This window comes from Pseudomonas sivasensis, from assembly GCF_052938085.1.
The window spans coordinates 3931799-3956195 of the sequence record NZ_CP176442.1; the positions used below are offsets into that span (position 1 = coordinate 3931799).

Consider the following 24397-nt stretch of genomic DNA (forward strand, 5'->3'; position numbering starts at 1 on the left):
GTATTCGGCGATACCCCCCTGTTATCATCCGACCCATGCGAGCCTTCAAACACCCTACCCCTGAAGATCTGACCCTGGAGCGTCTGTTGTACGCCCTGAGCGACCCGGTGCGCCTGGAAATCGTGCGCTGCCTGGCCGGCGTGCCGGAAGCCACTTGCGGCGAACTGGACGGCGGGCGCCCCAAGTCCAGCATGTCCCACCACTTCCGCGTACTGCGCGATGCCGGCCTGGTGCACACCCGCAGCGTGGGCACGACCCATATGAATTCGTTGCGCGGCGATGTGCTTGAGGAACGGTTTCCAGGGTTGTTGCAGAGCATCCTGGCGCAAGGATAAACACCGATCAGTCCAGCAACGTGATCAGTTGCGACTCGATCGTCAGCGCCTGCATCTTCAGCACCGCCAACGTCACCGGCAACTTGAAGCGCCGCCGCCCTGCACTGCCGGGGTTCACATACAGCGTTGCGCCCCGCCATTCGATCAGGGGCTTGTGCGAATGACCGGTGATCACCAGCCGCACATGCGTATCGAGTCGTGCGGGGACGTCGGCGATGTCATGCACTACCAACGTCCGCCATCCGTCCACATCCAGCATCAGATGGTCGGGCACCTGCCGTGCCCACGGCGCGTCCTGGTCATTGTTGCCGCGCACCACGTGCAGGGGTGCGATCTGCGCCAATTGCTGAAGAATTTCAGGGCTACCGATATCGCCGGCATGGATGATCTGTTCGCATCCCTGCAACGCCGCCACGGCTTCAGGCCGCAGCAGGCCGTGAGTATCGGAAATCACGCCAACTTTCATAGGGCCTCCGGGGTGGACGTCGACCCCTGAAACACCGGCGCGCCATCCAAATACACGCGGTCTTTACCGTTGCCCTTGGCAGCGTAGAGGTTGCGGTCGGCACGCTTGAGGACCGCCGACATTTCGGCCCCGGCCGTAAAGCGCGCCATGCCCGCACTGCAAGTGTAGTCATGGGGCGGCGCGACACTGCTGCGGATCGCTTGCAGCAGGCGCAGCGCGTAATCGGTGGCGAGACCAGGGTCATCGCCCACCAGCAGCACCCCGAATTCTTCGCCGCCAATCCTGCCGAAACTGTGGCTGCCTGGGGTGGATTTAAAGCACGCGGCCATGGCGCAGAGAATCCTGTCGCCGACGTCATGGCCGAACTGGTCATTCTTCAATTTGAAACTGTCGATATCCAGCATCATGAAGTAGCCGGTATCACCGGCCGCAATCAGTTTGGCGAAGCTCTCCATAAAGGCCCGCCGGTTCAGGATGGAGGTCAAATAATCGGTCTCGGCCAACTCCCGAAACTCACTCTCCACCAGTAACACGGAACGCAGGTTCTTCAGGTAGTAGACATTCAAGATAAATCCGATGGCCACCGACGCGGCGCAAAAGATGAACACGTAGGTGTCGACGCCTGCGTAAAGGCTCAGCTGAATCTGGGGCCACGTCAGTAACCACACCAATGCGGCGCAGAACAGAAAATCCTGAACCACGATAAACAGGATTGCGCTGCTCATTACCAAGGTCACGGCCAGCGGCAAGGCGAACACCTGCAGGTCGGGGCGGGTGTGAACCACATAGGCAAAACCCGCGGACAGCAGCACCATATAACCCACGCCCAGCGCCCGCCACAGCACATACTGAGTCACCACCCGGTGAACCCCATACACCACGCACAGCCCCATCGTGACCAGCACGACCGGCCAGCCGAACATCCCCCCGCGATCAACCAGCAACACCGCCAACCAGGCGAAAATCCCGATCAATTCCGCCTGGGCAATTGCGGGCGACAACAGCCTTTGCATCCGTGGCCTGAGCTTCACATTAGCCGGCATCCCGTCACTCCCTATGCATGAGTGGCCGCTTTGGTATCGACATGACTCAGTTGAAGACTGTGCAGGCAGGTCGCAAACGAATACGCCATGAAGCGCCTTACCAACACGATAAAAGGTGGCAGGACTTCAAGCAATGTCTTGGAATGAATCTTGAAATAGCCCCGGTCAGCCCCCTCTTGCACCAAGCGAATAACATGGGTCTTGGACACCGAGAGTTGCTCAGCGATGGAAAGGTAGGACGAAGACCTGAAACTTGCCCCCTGGTTATCCAACGCACACGCATCGTTATAGATCGCCAGCATCAACATATGCCCGGCATCGCGCTTTACCAGCCAATAACAGTCGGGCATCAGCAGGTCGATGGTCACATTATGGGAGAGAAGGACCGAAAACCCTTTGAAATAACGTGCCAGATAAGCGCGATCATCCAACCCGTTCATTGAGCCGCAAACCGCGGTTTCCGGGCACATCACGCCCAGCGGCTCGACCACGGACGTGAGCATCAGCCTGATCTCCTCGCAGGCTAGGGGTGACGGGCTGAATACCCGCAGACGGCTGTCATCCGCATGCCTCGACACCGTCATGAACCCCAACGCCCTGAACAGCAGGAAGATCGACTCCAGACTGTTTCTGGAACAGAACCCGCGCGCCGTACAAAACTCTTTCACCTCGGACAGTAAAGGCACCTGCTTGGAGAAATAGGTGCTCAATAACGTAAAGGACACCATCAAGCGACTGAACTTCAGTGCGGTCTTGTAGAAAAATGGTCTTTTTGAATAGGACTCCAGCAAGATCGAATAATGGGTACGAATACACGCTTCAAAATCCACATGGCGCTCAAACGCACGCGCCGACTGTTCCACCGCCAACTTCAACGAACCACTGCACATGAGAAAGAGCCCTGATCAAACAACTTGGATTCACTGATCTCAATTGCAGCACAGATAATGGCGTTTTGCCTTGAGCGCAATCTATCGTGATTAACGCAGGGGACACCGTCGCTACCAAAATTGTTCCAAAAAGACCCCGGTGGCTTAACCGTTTCAGTCACCACAGCGAACCTTCCCCGCAAACCAGCGTCCGAGCTAAGGCACAGTTGCCTACCGCTCGCCACGAGGTTGTCGTTTGAAAGCCGCCATCATCAAAAAGTACCGCCTGATCATCAAGACCATGGGCTATGTGGGCTGGTCGCTGTTCTGGCTGTTGCTGTGGGACGTCGCCGTCACCGTGGACTTCATGCTGTTTCTCACCGCCAAGATCAACTTGCCGCTGATGCCCCTCACTCTGCTGGGCTCGGCACTGATTGTGCTCATCAGCTTTCGCAACAGCAGCGCCTACAACCGCTGGTGGGAGGCGCGCACGCTATGGGGCGCGATGGTCAACAATTCGCGCAGCTTTGCGCGCCAGGTGCTGACGCTACTGGACGACCCCGACGGTGAAGTGAACCCGGTCAAGTCCACCCTGCTGCGCCGCCATGTGGCCTACGTGAATTGCCTGGCCGCGCACCTCAAGGGCGAGCCATGCCCGGATGAAATCCGCGCGTTTATCCCCACTGAGGAATTCGCCCGCAACGGTGCCACCAATAACTTTGCCAACGATATCCTCACCGGCTCGGCGGCCATCCTGGCCCGGGAATACAAAGCCGGGCACCTGGACAGCATTCGCCTGGCCCGGCTGGAATCCACCCTGGTGGACTTGTCCAACGCCCAGGGCGGCATGGAGCGTATCGCCAACACCCCACTGCCCTACCCTTACGTGTATTTCCCGCGGTTGTTTATCTCGCTGTTCTGCCTGATCGTACCGGTGGGCCTTGTGGAGTCCCTGGGCTGGTTCACGCCGCTGGCCTCCACGGTGGTGGGCTTTATGCTGCTGGCCATCGAACGCATCGGCACCGATTTGCAAAGCCCGTTCCGCTCCAGCGAACACCAGATCCAGATGGAAGCCATCTGCGAAACCATCGAAAAAAACCTGCAATCGATGCGCCGCGACGCCCTGGCCGACGCCCAAATCGGCTGATCACGACGCAGGCCCTAAAGTGCGTGACTCCTCGGTCGATAAACCGGGGGTACGCATGGGCTACACCTCTTCATAACAACACATGCGACGTTCTGCGCTACCCACTGCCTTGCCAAAACTATAAATACTCCGCAGGTGAAGTCATGAATATCAAGCAGAAGCTGACCTGGGCGTTCGCGGCTATCGCATGCGTCCCCGTCATCCTGGTCGCCGTGTTGGTAGTGTTGAATCTGCGCGAGGGGGCCCTGGCCAACTTCCTCGACAGCAGCGGCCGCGAAATCCGCCAGATCGACAATGGCATGAAGCAGTTCTTCGACGGCATCAGCCAGAACGTCGAATTTGTGGCCAAGGACCCGCGCGTTGTCGCGGCCAAGGACCTCAAGAGCTACGCCGGCGCCGACGCCGCGCAAATTCCCCTTACACCCACCAACAAAGAACTGCTGGATATCTTCGACCAGTTCGCCAAGAGCCATCCGAGCACCGCTTACCTGTCCCTGGGCCTGAGCGACGGCGGTTACGCCAGTTGGCCGGACGACACCAAACTGAACAACTACGACCCACGCGTACGCCCTTGGTACCAAGCGGCCATCGCCGCGCCTGGCGCTACCGTGCGCACCGGCGCCTACTACTGGGCACCGGATGATGTGGTGCTGATCGGCACCGTGCACACCGTCGCCGACGCCAGCGGCAAAATCCTCGGCGTGGTCGGCCTGGACGTGTCGCTCAAGCAGCTCACCGAACTGGTGCGCAACATCAAGCTAGGCGACAGCGGCTACCTGATGCTGGTCGAAGCCAATGGCAACGTGCTGGTGGACCCCAGCGACGCCAAGCACAACTTCAAGCCGATGGCAGACCTCGGCCCCAACTACGCCGAACTGTCCAAGCGTGGCGACGGCGTGACCCAAATCGACATCGACGGCGTGGCCTATATGGCTAACGTGGTCAGTTCAAAAGACTTGGGCTGGCGCTTTATCGGGCTGATCAAGCGGGACGAAGTGATGGCGGGTGCGACCAGCCTCACCTGGCTGATCGCCGCGATCGCTGCCGCGTTGGCCTTAGTTTTCGCGATTGTCGGCGCCAGTTTCGCCAGCGTCATTGTCCGCCCGATCCGTGGCGTGGCCGACGGCCTGCAAGAAATCGCCGAAGGTGAAGGCGACCTGACCCGCCAGCTCAAGGTGCAAGGCAAGGACGAAACCGCCAGCCTCGCCGGCTGGTTCAACCAGTTCCTGAGCATGATCGCGCAGTTGGTGCAGCGCATCGGTAACGCATCATCCGACCTGCAAACCGCCGCCGCCGACACCAGCGAAGTGGCCAATAACATGAACCAGGCCGCCGGCCGCCAGCGTGAAGCCGTGGAACTGGTCAGCACTGCGTTCAACGAAATGGTCGCCACCGCCAACGAAGTCGCACGCTCCTGCAGCGCCGCGGCCACCAGTGCCGACGAAGGCTATCGCGATGTGCACGCCGGTCAGCAGCACATCGGCGAAGCCACGGGCAGCGTGCTCAAGCTTAGCGAAGACCTGCAGAAATCGACTCAGACCATGCAGTTGCTGGAGCAGGACAGCCAGAACATCAACACCATCCTCGATACCATCCGTTCGATTGCCGAGCAAACCAACCTGCTGGCACTCAACGCGGCAATCGAAGCGGCCCGCGCCGGTGACCAAGGCCGAGGCTTCGCCGTGGTTGCAGACGAAGTCCGCGCCTTGGCGCGTCGCACCGCAGACTCCACCGGCGAAATCGACAGCCTGCTGGGCAACCTCGCCCGCCGCACCCAGGAAGTCACGCAGCAGATGCAAGGCAGCCTGCTGGTGTCCCACACCAGCGTGGAACGCATCCAGCAGGCTCGCGACAGCTTCGACAAGATCCTTGGCTCCGTGGACTCGATCCGCGACCAGAACACCCAGATCGCGACCGCCGCTGAGGAACAGCACCAAGTGGCGGAAGAGATCAACCGGCACATCGCGCAGATCCATGCCGATGCGCAGTTGGTGGAAGGTTTTGCCCATTCGGCGCAGACCGGCTCAGGTCGTTTGACGGATATTTCCGGTCAGCTCAAAGGGTTGGTGGGACGCTTCAAGTTTTAGGCATTGTCAGACAGAGGGCGTATGCGGACACACACGTCAGTCGCATCGCCCTCAAGGAAGACGTCAACCCATGCATGGCAGTGACTTGAGCCACGACGGTACCGGGATCGGGATGACGAGGGTCATCTGATCCGCTCCGATATGCTCGAAGAGTTCGAGCAAAGCTGCCTGTAAAGACGGTGGTCGAACGCTACGCCCCATCCACTCAACCGATGGGGCGTTTCGTTGAGGCTCAGAGTGCGCTCATCCTGATACGGCTATCGACACCCCTGAATACGCGCTCCCCGCACCGCTGCCCATCGAGAAAACCCTCCTATCCAACGCGGCATTTGACCGCACTGCATCATCGCAGCAACTGTAATAGTCTATTGCAGGACTCTAATGTACTAACCAGTTACTTATCTTGCTAAAATCGCGTCTTTGCCCTCTCACATTCGAGTCCTTTCGACATGAAACGAGCATCGCGCGCCACTGGCGTCTCTAGATTCTTACTCCTGGGCCTGGGCGTTATCATCGCCCTGCTCGGCATCGCGCTCGCCGTCGGCGGCGCCAAACTGGTTAGCCTGGGAGGTTCCTGGTACTTCCTGATCGGCGGCGTGTCCATGGCGATTGCCGGCCTGTTGATTGCCCGGCGTAACCCGGCGGGTGCGTGGTTGTTTGCCGCGTTCCTGGTGGGCACAGCCATTTGGGCCGTGGCGGATGTGGGCCTGGTGTTCTGGCCGCTGTTCTCGCGGCTATTCATGTTCGCCGCGATTGGCCTGGTGGTCGCGCTGGTGTACCCACTGCTGGTCGGCAAGCCTGCGCGCGGTGCCTATGGCGTTGCCGCCGTACTGGCGGTGGGCGTAGTGGTTGCGGCGGGCAATATGTTTGTCGCCCACCCAAGCGTCGCCCCGACCGGTGCCGGCCCAGGCGTCACGCCAGTGGCCCCGGCCGATGCGCAGAAAGATTGGGCGCACTACGGCAACACTGAAGGCGGCAGCCGCTTCGCCGCGCTGGACCAGATCAACCGCGACACCGTCAACAAGCTCAAAGTAGCCTGGACCTACCACACCGGTGACGTGGCGATCAGCGACGGCAACGGTGCCGAAGACCAACTGACCCCGCTGCAGATCGGCAACAAAGTGTTCATCTGCACCCCGCACAACAACCTGATCGCCCTCGACGCCGACACCGGCAAAGAACTGTGGAAGAACGAAGTCAACGCCAAATCGGCGGTCTGGCAGCGTTGCCGCGGCATGGCCTATTTCGACGCCACCGCGCCGATTGCCCAGCCGACCCAGCCCAACAGCTCGCCGATCATTGCCGCCAGCGTTCCAGCCGGTGCGCAGTGCCAGCGCCGTCTGCTGACCAACACCATTGATGCCCGCCTGATTGCGGTAGACGCCGACACCGGCAAATTCTGTGAAGACTTCGGCACCCACGGCCAGGTGGATTTGAAAGCCGGCCTGGGCAATGTCCCGGACAGCTACTACCAGCTCTCCTCGGCCCCGTTGATCGCTGGCACCACCGTAGTGGTCGGTGGTCGCGTGGCGGATAACGTGCAGACCGACATGCCAGGCGGCGTGATCCGTGGTTTTGACGTGATCAGCGGGCAAATGCGTTGGGCCTTCGACCCCGGCAACCCGGAAGACAAACAAGCCCCAACCGGCGACAGCACTTACGTGCGCAGCACGCCGAACAGCTGGGCGCCGATGTCCTACGACCCGCTGATGAACACGATTTTCCTGCCGATGGGCAGCTCATCCACCGACATCTACGGCGTGGAACGCACCCAGCTCAACCATAAATACGGCGCTTCGGTATTGGCGCTGGATGCCTCCACCGGTGCTGAAAAGTGGGTGTACCAGACCGTCCACAACGACCTGTGGGACTTCGACCTGCCAATGCAGCCAAGCCTGATCGACTTCACCCCGCCGGGCAGCGACAAAGCCGTGCCTGCGGTAGTGATCGGCACCAAGGCCGGCCAGATCTACGTGCTCGACCGCGCCACTGGCAAACCGCTGACTGACGTAAAAGAAGTGCCGGTCAAGGCCGCCAACATCCCCAATGAACCGTACTCGCCAACCCAGCCTAAATCGGTGGGCATGCCGCAGATCGGCGCGCAAACCCTGACTGAATCGGACATGTGGGGCGCCACCCCGTACGACCAGTTGCTGTGCCGCATCGACTTCAAAGGCATGCGCTACGACGGCCTGTACACCGCGCCGGGCACCGATAAATCCCTGAGCTTCCCGGGTTCCCTGGGCGGCATGAACTGGGGCAGCATTTCCACCGACCCGGTGCACGGTTTTATCTTCGTCAACGACATGCGCCTGGGCCTGTGGATCCAGATGGTGCCGTCGCAGAACAAAGCCCAGTCTTCGTCCGGTGGCGAAGCGCTGAACACCGGCATGGGCGCGGTCCCGCTCAAGGGCACGCCGTATGCCGTGAACAAAAACCGCTTCCTGTCGGTGGCCGGCATTCCGTGCCAGGCGCCGCCGTTCGGCACCCTGACCGCCATCGATATGAAGACCCAGAAAGTCGCGTGGCAGGTGCCGGTTGGCACCGTTGAAGACACCGGCCCGCTGGGCATCCGTATGCACCTGCCGATCAAGATCGGTCTGCCGACCCTCGGCGGCACGCTGTCGACCCAGGGCGGCCTGATCTTTATCGCCGGCACCCAGGATTTCTACCTGCGCGCCTTCAACAGCGGCAACGGTGACGAAGTGTGGAAAGCCCGCCTGCCGGTCGGCAGCCAAGGCGGCCCGATGACTTACGTATCGCCGAAAACCGGCAAGCAGTACGTAGTCGTCACCGCCGGCGGTGCACGCCAATCCACTGACCGTGGCGACTACGTGATCGCCTACGCCCTGCCATAACCCCCCCCCCCAAGCGCGGTGCCCCCCCGGCACCGCGCTTTCTGTCTGGAAGACCCGCATGACACCCACTTCTCATCTCTCTTTTGGGCGCCTGTTGCTCGGCCTGGCCCTGGGCGCCGCCCTGCCCGTCCAAGCCGATGACACCACCCTGACCGGCGACTGGGGCGGCCTGCGCCGTGAACTGGAAGACACCGGTGTGCGCTTCACCGGCGACTACAGCGGCGAAACTGCCTACAACGCCCACGGCGGTCAGCACCGCTCGGCGCGCTACTCGCAAAACCTCAAGCTCGGTGTGCAGTTCGACCTGAGCAAGCTCTACGGTTTCACCAACGGCGACCGCATCCAGGTCACCGTCAATGACCGTCGTGGCAACAGCGCGTCCGAGGACCTGGTGGGCAACCGTCTGCCGATCCAGGAAAACTACGGCGGTCTCTACACCCGCCTCACTGAGCTGAGCTACGAGCGCACGCTCTTCACCCCGGCACTCAACGTGAAGCTCGGCTACATGGCCATGGGCAATGACCTCGGCGGCCTGGACAGCGGCATCCTGTGCAACTTCATGAACGCCGGTTTCTGCGGGCATCCGCTGAACATGTCCGGCGGCAGCGGCTGGACCAACTACCCGAACGCGCGTCTGGGCGCACGGGTGAAATACGACCTCTCGCCGGCCTGGCAAGTGCGGGTGGCGGCGTTCAATGTCGACCCGGAAAGCAACGGCGACTCCAGCCGCGCCTGGAAGTTGAGCCCCAAGCACACCACCGGGACCGTGGTGCCGATTGAGCTGGTGTACAAGCACGCAGGCCCCCTGCCCGGGGAATATAAGGTGGGTTACTACTACGACAGCTCCGATGTGAAACGCATCGGCAGCACTGAAAAAGTCAGCGGTCGCGGCGGTCACTATCTGCTGATCGACCAGGCGGTGTGGGCCTCCGAATCGTCGGCCGGCCGTGTGCTGCACGCCTTCGGCCAATACTCCGCCGCCAGCGAAGCGGCCTCGCCGTTCAGCAAGTGGTATGGCGCAGGTGTAGTGCTCTACAAACCGTTCGAAGGCCGCCCGCGGGACACCCTGTCCCTGGGTTATGGCCGCGCCGTGCCAAACCCGCGCAGCCGCGACGTGCAGGAACTGGCAGCGTTCAACGCCGGGTCCAGCTACCCCAACCTCGACAACGCCGAACAACTGATCGAACTCAGTTACGGCTACCAGGCCACGCCATGGCTGAACCTGCGCCCGGATGTGCAATACATCATCGAGCCAGGCGCGTTTTCGGGTGACAACATCGACAATGCGCTGGTGTTGGGGTTGCAGGTCAAGGCAGTGTTCTAAGCGCCTGAACGCGGTCAAAAAATGTGGGAGGGGGCTTGCTCCCGATGGCGGTGTGTCAGTCAAGCCATTCATTGACTGACACACCGCCATCGGGAGCAAGCCCCCTCCCACAGTGGGTTCAGCAGTGTATGTAAGGCCTTACTCAGGGACAGATAACGCAAACTCCGCGCCCCGCTGGTACTCCCGGGGCGTACAGCCAAACTCGCGACGAAACACGGTGTGCAGGTACTGCGCCGAGGTGAAGCCGCAGGTCGACGCGATGTCGGCAATCGCCAGGTCGCGGTTTTCCAGGCCTCTGGCGGCAGCCGCGAGTTTGAAGCGCAGGATTTCGTCATGCACGCTGCAATTGCGCACCTTACGAAAGTGCGCTTCCAGGGATGAACGCGACACACCGACATACGCCGCCACTTGAGCGGTCTTGATGCCCTGGCACGCGTATTGGCGGATAAACAGCAGCGCCTGCATCACGTACGGATTGCCCAAGGGTTGATGAAGGCTGGAGGCCTGGACGTTGATTGCGTCCGGCGGCACGAGGATTTGCGTACCGGTGCAAGGCTTGCCGTGCAACATCTGGTGCAACAGCGCAGCGGCAGTGCGACCCATGGTTTCGGTGCCCTGGATCACCGAACTCAGCGGCACTCGCGTAAGGGTTCGGGTCAGCGGATCGTTGTCGATGCCGATCAGCGCCACTTGTTCCGGCACGGCGATGCCGGCTGTGAGGCAGGCTTGCAGCAATTGCCGGGCACGGGCATCGGTCACGGCAATAATGCCAATGGGCTTTGGCAAGCTGTGCAGCCAGGCGATCTGCTGCTCCACTGCGCTGTCCCACAACGGCGCGCTGGTGCCGAGGCCGCGATACACCTCCACCTGCAAGCCGTCGCGCAGCATCAGGCGGCGAAAGGCTTTTTCGCGCTCCTGGGCCCAGCGGTTGGCCTGCGCTTCGGGCAGGCTGAAGCAGGCAAAGCGCGTCAGCCCTGCCTCGATCAAATGCGCGTAGGCCAACTTCATCAATGCGTAATTATCGGTGGCCACATAGGGGATGCCCTTGGGGTACGCGCGGCCGTCTTCATAGGAGCCGCCCACCGCTACCACCGGCAACTGACTGTCGGCCAATACCTCGCCAATCAGCGGGTCGTCGAAGTCGGCAATGATGCCGTCGCCCTGAAAACGCTCGATGCCTTTGAGGCGGCATAGAAAGTCCTCTTCCAGGAACAAATCCCAGGACACACGCGTACTGCTCAGGTAATTACCGATGCCGGCGATGATGCCGCGGTCGTAGATTTTGCTGCCGTTGAACAGCAGCGCGATTCGGTGCACGGGCGGTAGGGTTTTCATTGTTTTTGTCCTGGGGACTGTCGCGACAGACTAGCCCTCGCTGCACAAAATCGCACTACGCCTTGGTGATTTTCATAATCGCCAGCCCCATCGCCGTTGCTAGTATCCAGACACCGCCAAGAACAATAAGGAAAACGCCATGCCGTACTTCCCCGGTGTCGAGAAGGTTCGCTTCGAAGGCCCCAGCAGCGATTCCCCCCTCGCCTTTCGCCATTACGACGCCAACAAGTTGATCCTCGGCAAACCCATGCGCGAGCACCTGCGCATGGCTGCGTGTTACTGGCACACCTTCGTGTGGCCCGGTGCCGATATGTTTGGCATGGGCACCTTCAAGCGCCCGTGGCAGCGCAGTGGCGACCCGATGGAGGTGGCCATCGGCAAGGCGGAGGCGGCCTTTGAGTTTTTCTCCAAACTGGGCATCGACTACTACAGCTTTCACGACACCGACGTGGCGCCCGAAGGCAGCTCGCTCAAGGAGTACCGCGAGCACTTCGCACAGATGGTCGACCATCTGGAGCGTCACCAGGAACAAACCGGGATCAAACTGCTGTGGGGCACCGCGAACTGCTTCAGCAACCCGCGCTTTGCCGCCGGCGCTGCCAGTAACCCGGACCCTGAAGTGTTTGCCTACGCCGCCGCCCAGGTGTTCAGCGCGATGAACGCCACCCTGCGGCTCAAAGGCTCAAACTATGTGCTGTGGGGCGGCCGTGAAGGCTATGAAACCCTGCTCAACACCGACCTCAAGCGCGAGCGCGAACAGCTCGGGCGCTTTATGCGCATGGTGGTGGAACACAAGCACAAGATCGGCTTCAAGGGCGACCTGCTGATCGAGCCCAAGCCCCAGGAGCCGACCAAGCACCAGTACGACTACGACAGCGCCACGGTGTTCGGTTTCCTGCATGAGTACGGCCTGGAACACGAGATCAAGGTGAATATCGAGGCCAACCACGCCACCCTGGCCGGGCACAGCTTCCATCACGAGATCGCCACGGCCGTATCCCTCGGTATCTTCGGCAGCATCGACGCCAACCGTGGCGACCCGCAGAACGGCTGGGACACCGACCAATTCCCCAACAGCGTCGAGGAGATGACCCTCGCCACCTATGAAATCCTCAAGGCTGGCGGGTTCAAGAACGGCGGCTATAACTTTGATTCTAAGGTACGGCGTCAGAGCCTGGATGAGGTGGATCTGTTCCACGGGCATGTGGAGGCCATGGACGTATTGGCGCTGGCCCTGGAGCGTGCGGCGGCCATGGTGCAAAACGACCGATTGCAGCAGTTCAAGGACCAGCGTTATGCCGGTTGGCAACAGCCGCTGGGCCAAGCCGTGCTGGCGGGTGAGTTCAGCCTGGAATCGCTGGCAGAACACGCGTTTGCCCATGAACTGAACCCGCAGGCGGTGAGCGGGCGACAGGAGATGCTCGAAGGTGTCGTGAACCGGTTTATCTACACCTGACCGATGCTGTGCGCAGTTGATTGTGGCTGCAGTTGTAGTGAGCGGGCTTGCCCCGCGCTGGGGCGCGAAGCGGCCCTGAAATCAGGCACCTCGGTGTGTCACGTAAAATTGCCTCGTCTGGTTTGGGGTCGCTTCGCGCCCTAGCGCGGGGCAAGCCCACTCACCACAAAAAAGCCAGGCTACACACAACGCAAACAGCAACAGCAGTGTTCGGCTAGAGTCTTCCAACAACAATAAAAGGACGCACCAACATGAAGTCATTCAAACGTACCCTGCTCGCCACCGCCCTGGCCCTGCTCGCACTGCCGGTGATGGCCGATTCCGCCCACCCGAAAATCGGTTTCTCCATCGACGACCTGCGCCTGGAACGCTGGTCCCGCGACCGCGATTACTTCGTCGCCGCTGCGGAAAAACTCGACGCGAAGGTCTTTGTGCAGTCCGCCGATGCCAACGAGCAGAAGCAGATTTCCCAGATCGAAAACCTGATTTCCCGGGGCGTCGATGTGATCGTTATCGTGCCGTTCAACGCCACGGTGCTGACCAACGCGGTGGCCGAAGCCAAGAAAGCCGGGATCAAGGTGGTGTCCTATGACCGCCTGATTCTCAATGCGGACATCGACGCCTACATCTCCTTTGATAACGAAAAGGTCGGCGAAATGCAGGCCAGCGGTGTGCTGCAAGCGGCGCCCAAGGGCAACTACTTCCTGCTCGGCGGCGCGCCTACCGACAACAACGCCAAGGTGCTGCGCGAAGGCCAGATGAAGGTGCTGCAACCGGCCATCGACAAGGGCGATATCAAGGTAGTCGGCCAGCAGTGGGTCAAGGAGTGGAACCCCACCGAAGCCCTGAGCATCGTCGAAAACGCCCTGACCCGGAACAACAACAAAATCGACGCCATCGTCGCCTCCAACGACGCCACCGCCGGCGGTGCGATCCAGGCCCTGGCCGCGCAGAAACTGGCGGGCAAGGTGCCGATCTCCGGACAGGACGCTGACCTCGCCGCGATCAAACGCGTGATCGACGGCACCCAGACCATGACCGTGTACAAACCGCTCAAGCTGATTGCCACCGAAGCCGCCAAGCTCTCGGTGCAACTGGCACGTAACGAGAAGCCCACCTACAGCTCGCAGTACGATAACGGCAGCAAGAAAGTCGACACCATCCTGCTCACCCCGACTCCGCTGACCAAGGCCAATATCGATCTGTTGGAGAAGGACGGGTTCTATACCAAAGAGCAGATCGGCGGGCAGTGACCGCCATGGCTGACTATCTGCTGCAAATGAACGGCATCGTCAAAAGCTTTGGCGGTGTCAACGCGCTGAACGGCATCGACATCACTGTGCGGCCGGGGGAATGTGTCGGCCTGTGCGGTGAGAACGGCGCGGGTAAATCCACACTGATGAAGGTGCTGTCGGCGGTCTACCCGTACGGCACCTGGGAGGGTGAAATCCTCTGGGATGGGCAACCGCTCAAGGCTCAGTCCATCAGCGAAACCGAGGCCGCCGGTATCGTGATCATTCACCAGGAACTGACCCTGGTGCCCGACCTGTCGGTGGCCGAAAACATCTTTATGGGCCACGAACTGACATTGCCCGGCGGGCGCATGAACTACCCGGCGATGATCCACCGCGCCGAAGCGTTGATGCGTGAACTCAAGGTGCCGGACATGAACGTCGCCTTGCCGGTGTCGCAGTACGGCGGCGGCTACCAGCAACTGGTAGAAATCGCCAAGGCGCTCAATAAAAAAGCGCGCCTGCTGATCCTCGACGAGCCCTCTTCGGCCCTGACCCGCTCGGAAATCGAGGTACTGCTCGACATCATCCGTGACCTCAAAGCCAAGGGTGTAGCCTGCGTGTACATCTCCCACAAGCTCGATGAAGTGGCGGCGGTGTGCGACACCATTGCGGTGATCCGCGACGGTAAACACATCGCGACCACGGCCATGGCCGACATGGACATCCCCCGGATCATCACGCAGATGGTCGGCCGTGAGATGAGCAACCTCTACCCCACCGAGCCCCATGCCATCGGCGAGGTGATTTTCGAGGCGCGCAACGTCACCTGCTACGACGTGGACAACCCCAGGCGCAAGCGTGTCGACGATATTTCCTTCGTGCTCAAGCGCGGCGAGATCCTCGGTATTGCCGGGCTGGTGGGCGCCGGACGCACGGAGTTAGTGTCAGCGCTCTTCGGCGCCTACCCCGGCCGCTACAGCGCCGAGGTGTGGCTCGACGGCCAGGTAATCGACACGCGCACGCCGCTCAAATCGATTCGCGCCGGGCTGTGCATGGTGCCCGAGGACCGTAAGCGCCAAGGCATCATTCCCGACCTGGGCGTGGGTCAGAACATCACCCTGGCGGTCCTCGATACCTATGCGCATATGACCCGCATCGACGCAGAAGCTGAACTGGGCAGCATCGACCAGCAGATCGCACGCATGCACCTCAAGACGGCCAGCCCGTTTTTACCGATCACCAGCTTGTCCGGCGGCAATCAGCAAAAAGCCGTGCTGGCGAAAATGCTGATGGCCAAGCCCAAAGTGCTGATCCTCGACGAACCCACGCGCGGGGTGGACGTGGGCGCCAAGTATGAGATCTACAAACTGATGGGCGCCCTGGCGGCCGAAGGCGTGTCGATCATCATGGTCTCCTCGGAACTGGCCGAAGTGCTCGGCGTGTCCAACCGCGTGCTGGTGATCGGCGACGGCCAGTTGCGCGGCGATTTCATCAATGAAGGGCTCACCCAGGAACAGGTGCTCGCCGCTGCGCTCAGCCAAAACAACAATAATGATCGGAAGACCGCGTAGATGAATCAGGTCAAACAGCTGTTTACCCGCTACAAAATGCTTGCGCTGGTGATCGCCGTGGCGGTGATCTGGCTGTTTTTCAGTTGGCAGACCGAGGGCGGTTTCCTCACACCGCGCAACCTGTCGAACCTGCTGCGGCAGATGGCAATCACCGGGATTCTGGCGTGCGGCATGGTGCTGGTGATTATTAGCGGCGAGATTGATTTGTCGGTGGGTTCGTTGCTGGGGTTGTTGGGCGGGTTGGCGGCGATCCTGGATGTGGTTTATCACATTCCGCTGCTGGCCAATCTCAGCCTGGTGGCGCTGTGTGGGCTGATGATCGGTTTGGCCAACGGTTACATGACGGCCTACCTGCGCATCCCCTCTTTTATCGTTGGCCTGGGCGGCATGCTGGCGTTTCGCGGGATTCTGCTGGGGATCACCGGCGGCACCACCATCGCGCCGGTGTCGCCGTCGCTGGTGTACGTAGGCCAGGGGTATTTGCCGCATTCGGTGGGGATTGGCCTTGGGGTCTTGCTGTTTGCCCTGACCCTGTTGTTGACCTGGAAACAACGGCGCAACCGCGCGCTGCATGGCTTGGCGCCGCACGCCCTGGTGCGCGACGTGCTGCGCGTGGCGGTGATCGGCGCGGTACTCGCCGGGTTCGTCACCACCCTCAACAGCTACGACGGCATCCCCGTACCAGTGCTGCTGTTGCTGGTGCTGCTCGGCGTGTTCAGCTACGTCACCAGCCAGACAGTGTTCGGCCGCCGCGTGTATGCGGTGGGCAGCAATATGGAAGCCACGCGCCTGTCGGGCATCAACGTGCAGGCGGTGAAACTGTGGATCTTCGGGATCATGGGCGTGATGTGCGCCCTCGCCGGCCTGGTCAACACCGCGCGGCTCGCGGCGGGCTCACCGTCGGCGGGCAATATGGGCGAGTTGGATGCCATCGCTGCGTGCTTTATTGGTGGTACGTCGATGCGCGGCGGCTCGGGCACGGTGTATGGCGCGTTGCTCGGGGCGTTGGTGATTACCAGCCTGGATAACGGCATGTCGATGCTGGACGTGGACAGTTACTGGCAGATGATTGTGAAGGGCAGCATCCTGGTGTTGGCGGTGTGGGTGGATGTGAGTACGCGCACGGGGCGGCGCTGACGCCACCCTCACAAACACCACAAATCCCGTGTGGGAGGGGCGGTGGTCGTCTCACTTTCCGAGCAACACGGCCCCATCCCCCAACTGCCCCAGGCGATCCCCCGGATTGCGCAGCGGGCAATCATCCAGGGACAGGCAACCACAGCCGATACAGCCATCGAGCTGGTCGCGCAGTTGAGTGAGGCTGTTGATGCGCTCACTCAACAGGTCGCGCCAGCGGGTGGAGAGTTGGGTCCAGTCCTTCGCAGTCAACGGCCGTCCTGAAGGCAGTTCGTCCAACGCGTCCTTGATGGTCGCCAACGGAATGCCCGCGCGCTGCGCGACCTTGATCACCGCGATCCGGCGCAGTACGTCACGCTGATAGCGACGCTGATTGCCCGCGCTGCGTTGTGCGTGGATCAACCCCTTGGCTTCGTAGAAATGCACCGTGGCCACGGTCACGCCGCTGCGGCGGGCCAATTCGCCCACGCCGAGGGGGATGCGCACATCGATTTTCGCTTCCATCCAGCTCTTGACCTCATCTAAACATGAGGTTTTATAAAGGGTGTCGGCTTGCCTTGGCAAGCCTTCAGTCCTTTGAATCGGAGCCTACATGGACACACCTCAACCCTCCCCTTCCAACTGGGCCGCGCTGTTGTCCGGTGCCAACGGCGTACGTTCGCTCGCACTGGCAGGCGGCGTGGTGCTGCATGCGATCAACGTGTACATCGCCACCACGATTCTGCCGTCAGTGGTCCAGGACATCGGCGGCATCGACTACTACGCCTGGAACACCACGTTATTTGTCGCCGCCTCGATCCTCGGTTCGGCGTTGTCGGCGCGCCTGCTCGGCAGCCTCGGGCCGCGTGCGGCGTACCTGGTCGCCAGCCTGGTGTTTGCCGGCGGGGCCTTGGCCTGTGCGTTTGCGCCGTCCATGCCGGTGATGCTCGTTGGGCGGTTGGTGCAGGGGCTGGGCGGTGGGTTCTTGTTCGCGCTGTCCTACGCGATGATTCGGTTGGTGTTCGATGAAAGCCTGTGGCCTCGCGCGATGGCGTTGGTGTCGGGGATGTGGGGCGTGGCGACGCTGGTCGGGCCAGCGGTGGGCGGGGTGTTTGCCGAGCTGGGCATATGGCGCGCGGCGTTCTGGTCGTTGATTCCGGTGGCCGGGTTATTCGCGGTGCTGGCGGCGGCGGTCCTGCCCAAGCGCAGCACCGATAGCGTTGAGCCGACACCGCTGCCACTCGCCCAACTGGTGCTGCTGACGGCGGCGGTACTGGCGGTGTCGGCCGGCAGCGTCTCGTCCACCCTGCCCCTGAACCTGCTGGGGCTGGCCGTGGCAGCGGTGTTCACCGCGCTGCTGATCGTCACGGAAAGCCGCGCCCACCATCGACTGTTGCCCGCCGGAGCGTTTCGGATCACCACTGCACTCGGCGCGCTGTACGCGACGATGTCATTGCTGGCGGTGGCCGTGACCAGTGGCGAAATCTTCGTGCCGCTGTTTCTTCAAGTCCTGCACCACCAGTCGCCGTTGGTGGCCGGTTATCTGGCCGCACTGATGGCGGCCGGCTGGACGCTGGGGTCAATCGCCAGCGCGGGTGTGACGGGCGGCAACATTCGACGCGCGATCCTGGCCGGGCCGATCCTGGGCGTGGTGGGCATGGTGGCGCTGGCCATCTTGATGCCCGTCGAAAGCAACGGCAGCGGGCAGACGCTCACACCGATCTGCCTGGCGCTTATCCTGATTGGGTTGGGCGTGGGGCTGGCGTGGCCGCACTTGCTGACTCGGGTGTTCCAGGTGGCGCCGGCCGGTGAGCAGGACCTTGCCAGCGCGTCGATTACCACCGTGCAACTGTTCGCTACCGCGTTTGGCGCGGCACTGGCGGGCATGGTCGCGAACGTCGCCGGCCTCACTGAACCCGGCGGTGTCGAAGGCACCGCGAGCGCTGCGGTGTGGCTGTTTGGGGTGTTTGCGCTGGCGCCTGTGGTGGGTGTTCTGATTGCCAGGCGGGTGGTTCGCATGATCGGTTAGTGGCCATTTCTGGAGATTGCCAAGACCACCGTGGATTATGAACGGCTCAAAAATCACTGCTTGAACGGGGTCAAAGGTGGGAGGGGGCTTGCCCCGATAGCGGTGGACCAGTCGACACCTTCTTGACTGAGGCACCGCCATCGGGGGCAAGCCCCCTCCCACATTGGATCTCCATTTGTCAGGACCGGCCGAGTATGTGGCTCATGGTGGTCTTGAGCTTCAGCGCCGCCAATCTTCCAGACACGACACCGGTCAAAGGTGGGAGGGGGCTTGCTCCCGATAGCTGTGGACCAGTCGACACCTTCTTGACTGAGGCACCGCCATCGGGGGCAAGCCCCCTCCCACATTGGATCTCCATTTGTCAGGACCGGCCGAGTATGTGGCTCATGGTGGTCTTGAGCTTCAGCGCCGCCAATCTTCCAGACACGACACCGGTCAAAGGTGGGAGGGGGCTTGCTCCCGATAGCTGTGGACCAGTCAACACCTTCTTGACTGAGGCACCGCCATCGGGGGCAAGCCCCCTCCCACATTGGATCTCCATTTGTCAGGACCGGCCGAGTATGTGGCTCATGGTGGTCTTGAGCTTCAGCGCCGCCAATCTTCCAGACACAACACCGGTCAAAGGTGGGAGGGGGCTTGCTCCCGATAGCTGTGGACCAGTCGACACCTTCTTGACTGAGGCACCGCCATCGGGGGCAAGCCCCCTCCCACATTGGATCTCCATTTGTCAGGACCGGCCGAGTATGTGGCTCATGGTGGTCTTGAGCTTCAGCGCCGCCAATCTTCCAGACACAACACCGGTCAAAGGTGGGAGGGGGCTTGCTCCCGATAGCTGTGGACCAGTCGACACCTTCTTGACTGAGGCACCGCCATCGGGGGCAAGCCCCCTCCCACATTGGATCTCCATTTGTCAGGACCGGCCGAGTATGTGGCTCATGGTGGTCTTGAGCTTCAGCGCCGCCAATCTTCCAGACACAACACCAGTCAAAGGTGGGAGGGTTGCCCCTCCCACACTGGATCTCTGCTTGTCAGGGCCGACTGAGTATGTGGCTCATGACAGCCTTGAGCTTGAGCGCCACCAATCTTCCAGGCACAACACCGGTCAACGGTGGGAGGGGGCTTGCCCCCGATAGCGGTGGACCAGTCGCACCTTCTTGACTGAGACACCGCCATCGGGGGCAAGCCCCCTCCTACACTATTTGGATCGGTTTACACCTGATGAATCAGGCTGGCTTTTGCACTGCGGTCACTGGCTCAACACCACATCCCGCATCGCCGGAATGTAGCCGTAGTCATAAGCCTCCTGCACAAACGAACGATCACCCTTCAACACGATCCTGACCGTCGGCGCCTCGGTGCCGCCGATGCGATAGTCATCGCCGGTGGTGGGCACGCTGTCGATAAACGACGTCACCAGGCCGTTGGGCATCACGCAGTGAGAGTACGTCTGGAACGGCTGCGAAGGCGGGTTGCCCAGTACCAGCCCCGACGCATTCATCAGCGTATAGGGGCCGAACAGATGATCACTGACAAACCCATAGACGCCATCCGGCCCCGTCACGCCATCCGCATAGGTGAACTTGTGGCTGATGGTGAACAGGTAGTACTTGTTGTCCTGGAACACATAGTGCGGCCGTTCGGTCTGGTCGTTCACGCCAACGGCCGTGACCAATGGCGGCAGGATTTCCCACTCGTCACCGTTGAGGTCCTTGGCCACGGCAATGCCGATGCACCCCACCTGATAACGCGCGCCCCCCACATCTTCATGCCCTGGCGGCACCAGACCTATTTCATTCGGGCCCACTTCGTGAGTCCCGCGCTCGCCGGCCACATTGCCTTCGAACACCATGTACAACTTGCCATCGACGGGATCGATAAAGGGGCTGGGATCGCGAAAGTTCCAGGTCGCATTCTGCGCTTCGGTTTGGTAGTAGGTGCCGTCGGCATCGAACAACGACTTGACCTGATCAAAGCCCTGGAGCGTGACGCCGGTGTCCGACGTGACAACCTGGCCCCTGACTTTGGCAATCGTGGCACCCGGCGTGACGCAGGTGTAGTACAGGTCGATGTCACCGTTGTTATTCAACAGAATCGGCGTGCCCGCCCATTCACGGGTGGTCGGCGAAACCCCTTCGGCCATGACACGGCCGCCGAAGATCCAGTCTTTGCCGGTGCGCGAATACCAGTAGCAGATACGCGCATGACCATGGCGGTCTTCCCAATCGCGCTTGATGTCGTAACGGCCATCGGCATTGATGAATTGTGGATCATGGGGGCGACGGTCGGCGGTCAAGGTGAAGATCACCGACCAGCCATTCACCGATACCACCGTGCCATCCAGTTCACGCAATGGCATGGTGTCCCAAATAAAGACCGTGTCACTCATGACAGGAAAGTCAGGACTCACTAACGGCTGTGTCGTCGTCGGGTCATTCTCATTAACTTTCAGCGCATCGGCCCGTGTCCAGCGAGTGGGTGTGTGATTCGCATGTTTCATGATGATGTCCTTTTGCTAACGCTTAAGTGACAAGCGAAGATTAAATAGCACCTGGCAGTCAGCAACTTAATACTGACTGAAAGAGCAAGAGATAGTTGGCCCTGCAAGTGCGCACCAAGGTTTAACATGGGCACTTGCTTATAGCAACATTAAGAATTATTCATATTACAAAGGCCATCACTGTATTTATATCTTTGATATACATACAGTGGCACTTGCAATAAATGACAGCTAAGTAGAAAGCTAGCTACTCAACTACCGAATACTAGCGTCCCAGCCTGGGCGCCGGCATTCTTCTGTGTGAAGTCCTTGGCTTGCGCCGCCGTCTTCAAGGTATAGGCGTAGTTGGAACTTGCCGTCCATTGTGCTTTGGGTGACTTCTGGTTGGTGATCGGCGGCACACTGTTTGTATCAGTGAACGTCCCGGTACCTTTGTCATCCAACATGCCTTTATTTTGGCTGCCTTCGCCAAAATAGTTGCTTTCAGAGAGGATATTGGCGTTCTGTGCGAGGGTAAAACCGAGATGGAAGTTATTGACGTAGTTGTTATACACATGGAAATAACCGTAACGCATCAAGCCAGGCGCGCGTACTTCCATGTTGTCGAAGCGGTTGTGGCACAACGTCAGGCGCGGATAACCGTTGAACTCTGCCTTATTATCATCCGCCGGATGCCCGAAAATCAGCCCGTACTTGTGGCTGCCAAAGAAGCAGTTGCTGATGGTGGCATAATCGGCTTTTTCACCGATATACAGCAGCTTGTCTTCACTGCCGTCAGTGGTGGACCAGGTGTGCCCGACAAAAGAGCAATGATCGATCCAGTACTTGCTGCCGTAGTTCAAGTACACCTGAATATCGTCATTGGCCTTAATGCTCGCCGAATGTTTGAAGATAATATTCTGCAGAATAATGTTCTGCGACTGCGCGGTTGCACGCAGGTGAATATTCTCCAAAGTACGGTTCTGGAATGAACCGATCAGGGTCTTGTTGGCACCCATGTTGACTTTGGTCAGGCTCGACGCCGAGATATTGCTGTTGATCACCAACACCCGTGGGGTGGTGTCGCTAATGTTGGCCTTGAGTTGATCCAGCGTGGTGATACTGACCACTTGGCCAGACCAGCCGCCGGTGACTTTTGCCGCAAGGGCGAAACCGGTCAGGCCGGTGAGTTTGCTTTCTGGATACGACATGAGTTCCCTCTCTATAGATAAAAACGGCTCGGATTGACGAGCCTGTGCATTAAGTTAATCCGTTAACTTGCACACAGTGTTTGGCGTGGCTGAGGTTGCCAGGGTTTGGTTGGTCAGCGCTTAAACACTGTGTTTATGTACAGTATTCATCATTCGCCTAGCAGTCAACCCTCAAGTGAAAAACAACCAAAAGTGGGAGGGGGCTTGCCCCCGATGGCGGTGTAACAGCCACATATACAGTGACTGTCATTCCGCCATCGGGGGCAAGCCCCCTCCCACATTTGCCCTGCGGTGTTCTTCCAAGCGTTATTTGGACACCGGCATCGCAAACTCCGCGCCTTGCTCGATGCTCTCCGACCAGCGCTGCATAATCGATTTCTGCTTGGTATAGAACCGAACACCCTCAGTGCCGTACGCATGCATGTCGCCAAACAGACTCTTCTTCCACCCCCCAAAACCGTGCCACGCCATCGGGACCGGGATCGGTACGTTGATGCCCACCATGCCCACCTGAATACGCCGCGCAAATTCGCGGGCGATGTTGCCGTCGCGGGTGAAACAGCTGACGCCGTTGCCGAACTCGTGGTCGTTGACCAGCTTGATCGCCTCGCCAAAGTCGTTCACCCGCACACACGCCAGGACCGGGCCGAAGATTTCTTCGCGGTAGATGCTCATCTCTCGGGTCACATGGTCGAACAGGGTCGCGCCGAGCCAGAAGCCGTTTTCCAGGCCCGCTTCGGTGGGCACGTAATCACGCCCGTCCAGCAGCAGTTGCGCGCCGGCCTGCACGCCTTGTTCGATGTAGCCGCTGATGCGTTCCAGTGCAGCGCGGGACACAATCGGGCCCATCTCGGCCTTGAGGTCGCGGCCGTCGGTGATGCGCAGTTGCTTGGCGCGCTCGGTCAAGGCAGCGATGACTTTGTCACCGACGTCACCAACCAGCACGGCGACGGAGATCGCCATGCAGCGCTCGCCGGCACTGCCATAAGCCGCGCCCATCAGGGCGTCGACGGTTTTTTCGATGTCCGCATCAGGCATCACCACCATGTGGTTTTTAGCACCGCCCAGCCCCTGCACACGCTTGCCGTTACGCGCGCCGGTTTCGTAGATGTACTGGGCAATCGGTGTGGAGCCGACGAAGCTCACGGCCTTGACGTCCGGGTGTTCGATCAGTGCATCCACCGATTCCTTGTCGCCCTGCACCACGTTGAACACGCCTTTGGGCAGGCCGGCTTCACGCAGCAGCTCGGCCATGAACAACGAGGCGCTCGGATCGGTCGGGCTTGGCTTGAGGATGAAGGTGTTGCCCGCCGCGATGGCGATCGGGTACATCCACATCGGCACCATCACTGGGAAGTTGAACGGCGTGACGCCGGCCACTACGCCCAACGGTTGGCGCAGGGTCCAGTTGTCCATGCCTCGGGAAACTTGGTCAGAGTGTTCGCCTTTGAGCAGGTTGGGAATGCCGCACGCGAATTCCAGAATATCGATACCACGGTCCACTTCGCCCTGGGCGTCGGTGAAGACCTTGCCGTGCTCGGCGACGATGATGCGCGCCAGGTCGTCCTTGCGCTCACGCAACAGGTGCAGGTACTGGAACAGCACGCGGACGCGGCGGATGGGCGGGGTATCGGCCCAGCTGTCGAAAGCGGCTTGGGCAGCAGCAACGGCTTCGGATACGGTCTGGCGGCTGGCCAGCGCGACGCGCCCGGTTTTTTCGCCGGTGGCGGGGTTGTAGACGTCCTGATAGCGATCATCGCGGGACACGCGCTGGTCGTTGATGTAGTGCTCGATTGTGGTTGTCATGGCAGTCGATCCAGGTGGGTAGCGTTGGAACAC

General features: G+C 60.5%; 17 protein-coding genes and 2 pseudogenes. 11 read left to right on the forward strand and 8 right to left on the reverse strand.

The annotated features are described in order from the left end of the window. The first annotated feature begins 35 nt into the window (after positions 1 to 35). The gene (locus ACKZ62_RS17965) at positions 36 to 335 is read left to right on the forward strand and encodes an ArsR/SmtB family transcription factor (RefSeq protein WP_099603348.1); all 300 of its coding nucleotides are present in this window, start codon (positions 36 to 38) and stop codon (positions 333 to 335) included. 7 nt (positions 336 to 342) lie between these two features. Here the strand turns inward: ACKZ62_RS17965 and ACKZ62_RS17970 are convergent, their stop codons facing one another. The 3 genes from ACKZ62_RS17970 to ACKZ62_RS17980 are packed head-to-tail and all read right to left on the reverse strand — an operon-like array spanning position 343 to position 2734. Further along, complete coding sequence (locus ACKZ62_RS17970; protein WP_447095615.1) at positions 343 to 801, reverse strand: metallophosphoesterase family protein; 459 nt, start codon at positions 799 to 801, stop codon at positions 343 to 345. After that, positions 798 to 1844 carry a GGDEF domain-containing protein gene (locus tag ACKZ62_RS17975; protein WP_099603346.1) on the reverse strand — a complete coding sequence of 349 codons (1047 nt, stop codon included), beginning with the start codon at positions 1842 to 1844 and terminating at the stop codon, positions 798 to 800. Before ACKZ62_RS17975 ends, ACKZ62_RS17970 begins: the two co-directional genes overlap by 4 nt. An 11-nt stretch (positions 1845 to 1855) precedes the next feature. Next, positions 1856 to 2734 carry a hypothetical protein gene (locus ACKZ62_RS17980; protein WP_032885431.1) on the reverse strand — a complete coding sequence of 293 codons (879 nt, stop codon included), beginning with the start codon at positions 2732 to 2734 and terminating at the stop codon, positions 1856 to 1858. Between the two features lie 235 nt (positions 2735 to 2969). Here ACKZ62_RS17980 and ACKZ62_RS17985 point away from each other — a divergent pair, with 235 nt between their 5' ends. The 5 genes and pseudogenes from ACKZ62_RS17985 (at position 2970) to ACKZ62_RS18005 (ending at position 10129) form a co-directional block, all read left to right on the forward strand. Continuing rightward, a complete protein-coding gene (locus tag ACKZ62_RS17985) occupies positions 2970 to 3860 on the forward strand; it encodes a bestrophin family protein (protein ID WP_095186438.1) in 891 nt (296 codons plus the stop codon). Between the two features lie 143 nt (positions 3861 to 4003). Then, positions 4004 to 5083: pseudogene (locus tag ACKZ62_RS17990) on the forward strand (HAMP domain-containing protein); the annotation flags it as partial. Positions 5084 to 5431: 348 nt separating this feature from the next. Further along, a pseudogene (locus ACKZ62_RS17995) lies at positions 5432 to 5947 on the forward strand (methyl-accepting chemotaxis protein); the annotation flags it as partial. Positions 5948 to 6396: 449 nt separating this feature from the next. Next, positions 6397 to 8805, forward strand: a complete 2409-nt coding sequence (locus tag ACKZ62_RS18000; protein ID WP_447095616.1) for a glucose/quinate/shikimate family membrane-bound PQQ-dependent dehydrogenase — start codon at positions 6397 to 6399, stop codon at positions 8803 to 8805. Positions 8806 to 8863: 58 nt separating this feature from the next. Next, on the forward strand, positions 8864 to 10129 hold the full coding sequence (locus tag ACKZ62_RS18005) for a carbohydrate porin (protein ID WP_122680912.1): 1266 nt from the start codon (positions 8864 to 8866) through the stop codon (positions 10127 to 10129). A 138-nt stretch (positions 10130 to 10267) separates the two neighbouring features. Here the strand turns inward: ACKZ62_RS18005 and ACKZ62_RS18010 are convergent, their stop codons facing one another. Beyond that, the gene (locus tag ACKZ62_RS18010; RefSeq protein ID WP_447095617.1) at positions 10268 to 11464 is read right to left on the reverse strand and encodes a XylR family transcriptional regulator; all 1197 of its coding nucleotides are present in this window, start codon (positions 11462 to 11464) and stop codon (positions 10268 to 10270) included. A gap of 139 nt (positions 11465 to 11603) precedes the next feature. On the opposite strand from ACKZ62_RS18010, the gene xylA reads away from it, so the two are divergent. The 4 genes from xylA to ACKZ62_RS18030 all read left to right on the forward strand — a co-directional run bounded on the left by xylA (position 11604) and on the right by ACKZ62_RS18030 (position 16863). Then, entirely contained in the window at positions 11604 to 12920 is a 1317-nt protein-coding gene (gene xylA, locus ACKZ62_RS18015; RefSeq protein ID WP_095186435.1) for a xylose isomerase, read from the forward strand. Positions 12921 to 13171: 251 nt separating this feature from the next. Next, complete coding sequence (gene xylF, locus ACKZ62_RS18020; protein ID WP_099603342.1) at positions 13172 to 14173, forward strand: D-xylose ABC transporter substrate-binding protein; 1002 nt, start codon at positions 13172 to 13174, stop codon at positions 14171 to 14173. Positions 14174 to 14178: 5 nt separating this feature from the next. Continuing rightward, on the forward strand, positions 14179 to 15726 hold the full coding sequence (gene xylG, locus ACKZ62_RS18025; protein WP_177326417.1) for a D-xylose ABC transporter ATP-binding protein: 1548 nt from the start codon (positions 14179 to 14181) through the stop codon (positions 15724 to 15726). Beyond that, on the forward strand, positions 15727 to 16863 hold the full coding sequence (locus tag ACKZ62_RS18030; RefSeq protein WP_095186434.1) for a sugar ABC transporter permease: 1137 nt from the start codon (positions 15727 to 15729) through the stop codon (positions 16861 to 16863). A gap of 51 nt (positions 16864 to 16914) precedes the next feature. On the opposite strand, the gene soxR is transcribed toward ACKZ62_RS18030, so the two are convergent. Further along, the gene (soxR, locus tag ACKZ62_RS18035; protein ID WP_095186433.1) at positions 16915 to 17367 is read right to left on the reverse strand and encodes a redox-sensitive transcriptional activator SoxR; all 453 of its coding nucleotides are present in this window, start codon (positions 17365 to 17367) and stop codon (positions 16915 to 16917) included. Positions 17368 to 17455: 88 nt separating this feature from the next. Here soxR and ACKZ62_RS18040 point away from each other — a divergent pair, with 88 nt between their 5' ends. Beyond that, positions 17456 to 18871 carry an MFS transporter gene (locus ACKZ62_RS18040; RefSeq protein WP_099603340.1) on the forward strand — a complete coding sequence of 472 codons (1416 nt, stop codon included), beginning with the start codon at positions 17456 to 17458 and terminating at the stop codon, positions 18869 to 18871. Positions 18872 to 20117: 1246 nt separating this feature from the next. Here the strand turns inward: ACKZ62_RS18040 and ACKZ62_RS18045 are convergent. The 3 genes from ACKZ62_RS18045 to ACKZ62_RS18055 form a co-directional block, all read right to left on the reverse strand. After that, positions 20118 to 21368 (reverse strand): glycoside hydrolase family 68 protein, encoded by a 1251-nt coding sequence (locus ACKZ62_RS18045; RefSeq protein ID WP_095186431.1) that lies wholly within the window; start codon positions 21366 to 21368, stop codon positions 20118 to 20120. A 251-nt stretch (positions 21369 to 21619) separates the two neighbouring features. Beyond that, positions 21620 to 22558: a pectate lyase family protein gene (locus ACKZ62_RS18050; protein WP_447095618.1), complete on the reverse strand. Its 939-nt coding sequence runs from the start codon at positions 22556 to 22558 to the stop codon at positions 21620 to 21622. 306 nt (positions 22559 to 22864) lie between these two features. Continuing rightward, entirely contained in the window at positions 22865 to 24364 is a 1500-nt protein-coding gene (locus tag ACKZ62_RS18055; RefSeq protein WP_447095619.1) for a CoA-acylating methylmalonate-semialdehyde dehydrogenase, read from the reverse strand. Positions 24365 to 24397: the final 33 nt, after the last annotated feature.

Excerpts from the sequence above, each read along its gene's own strand:
- ACKZ62_RS17965 (WP_099603348.1), top strand. The coding sequence starts at position 36 with ATGCGAGCCTTCAAACACCCTACCCCTGAAGATCTGACCCTGGAGCGT.
- ACKZ62_RS18055 (WP_447095619.1), bottom strand. The coding sequence starts at position 24,364 with ATGACAACCACAATCGAGCACTACATCAACGACCAGCGCGTGTCCCGC.
- ACKZ62_RS18000 (WP_447095616.1), top strand. The coding sequence starts at position 6,397 with ATGAAACGAGCATCGCGCGCCACTGGCGTCTCTAGATTCTTACTCCTG.
- ACKZ62_RS18045 (WP_095186431.1), bottom strand. The coding sequence starts at position 21,368 with ATGAAACATGCGAATCACACACCCACTCGCTGGACACGGGCCGATGCG.
- ACKZ62_RS18030 (WP_095186434.1), top strand. The coding sequence starts at position 15,727 with ATGAATCAGGTCAAACAGCTGTTTACCCGCTACAAAATGCTTGCGCTG.
- ACKZ62_RS17970 (WP_447095615.1), bottom strand. The coding sequence starts at position 801 with ATGAAAGTTGGCGTGATTTCCGATACTCACGGCCTGCTGCGGCCTGAA.
- ACKZ62_RS18010 (WP_447095617.1), bottom strand. The coding sequence starts at position 11,464 with ATGAAAACCCTACCGCCCGTGCACCGAATCGCGCTGCTGTTCAACGGC.
- ACKZ62_RS17975 (WP_099603346.1), bottom strand. The coding sequence starts at position 1,844 with ATGCCGGCTAATGTGAAGCTCAGGCCACGGATGCAAAGGCTGTTGTCG.
- xylA (WP_095186435.1), top strand. The coding sequence starts at position 11,604 with ATGCCGTACTTCCCCGGTGTCGAGAAGGTTCGCTTCGAAGGCCCCAGC.
- ACKZ62_RS17980 (WP_032885431.1), bottom strand. The coding sequence starts at position 2,734 with ATGTGCAGTGGTTCGTTGAAGTTGGCGGTGGAACAGTCGGCGCGTGCG.
- xylG (WP_177326417.1), top strand. The coding sequence starts at position 14,179 with ATGGCTGACTATCTGCTGCAAATGAACGGCATCGTCAAAAGCTTTGGC.
- ACKZ62_RS18005 (WP_122680912.1), top strand. The coding sequence starts at position 8,864 with ATGACACCCACTTCTCATCTCTCTTTTGGGCGCCTGTTGCTCGGCCTG.
- ACKZ62_RS18040 (WP_099603340.1), top strand. The coding sequence starts at position 17,456 with ATGGACACACCTCAACCCTCCCCTTCCAACTGGGCCGCGCTGTTGTCC.
- xylF (WP_099603342.1), top strand. The coding sequence starts at position 13,172 with ATGAAGTCATTCAAACGTACCCTGCTCGCCACCGCCCTGGCCCTGCTC.
- ACKZ62_RS18050 (WP_447095618.1), bottom strand. The coding sequence starts at position 22,558 with ATGTCGTATCCAGAAAGCAAACTCACCGGCCTGACCGGTTTCGCCCTT.
- soxR (WP_095186433.1), bottom strand. The coding sequence starts at position 17,367 with ATGGAAGCGAAAATCGATGTGCGCATCCCCCTCGGCGTGGGCGAATTG.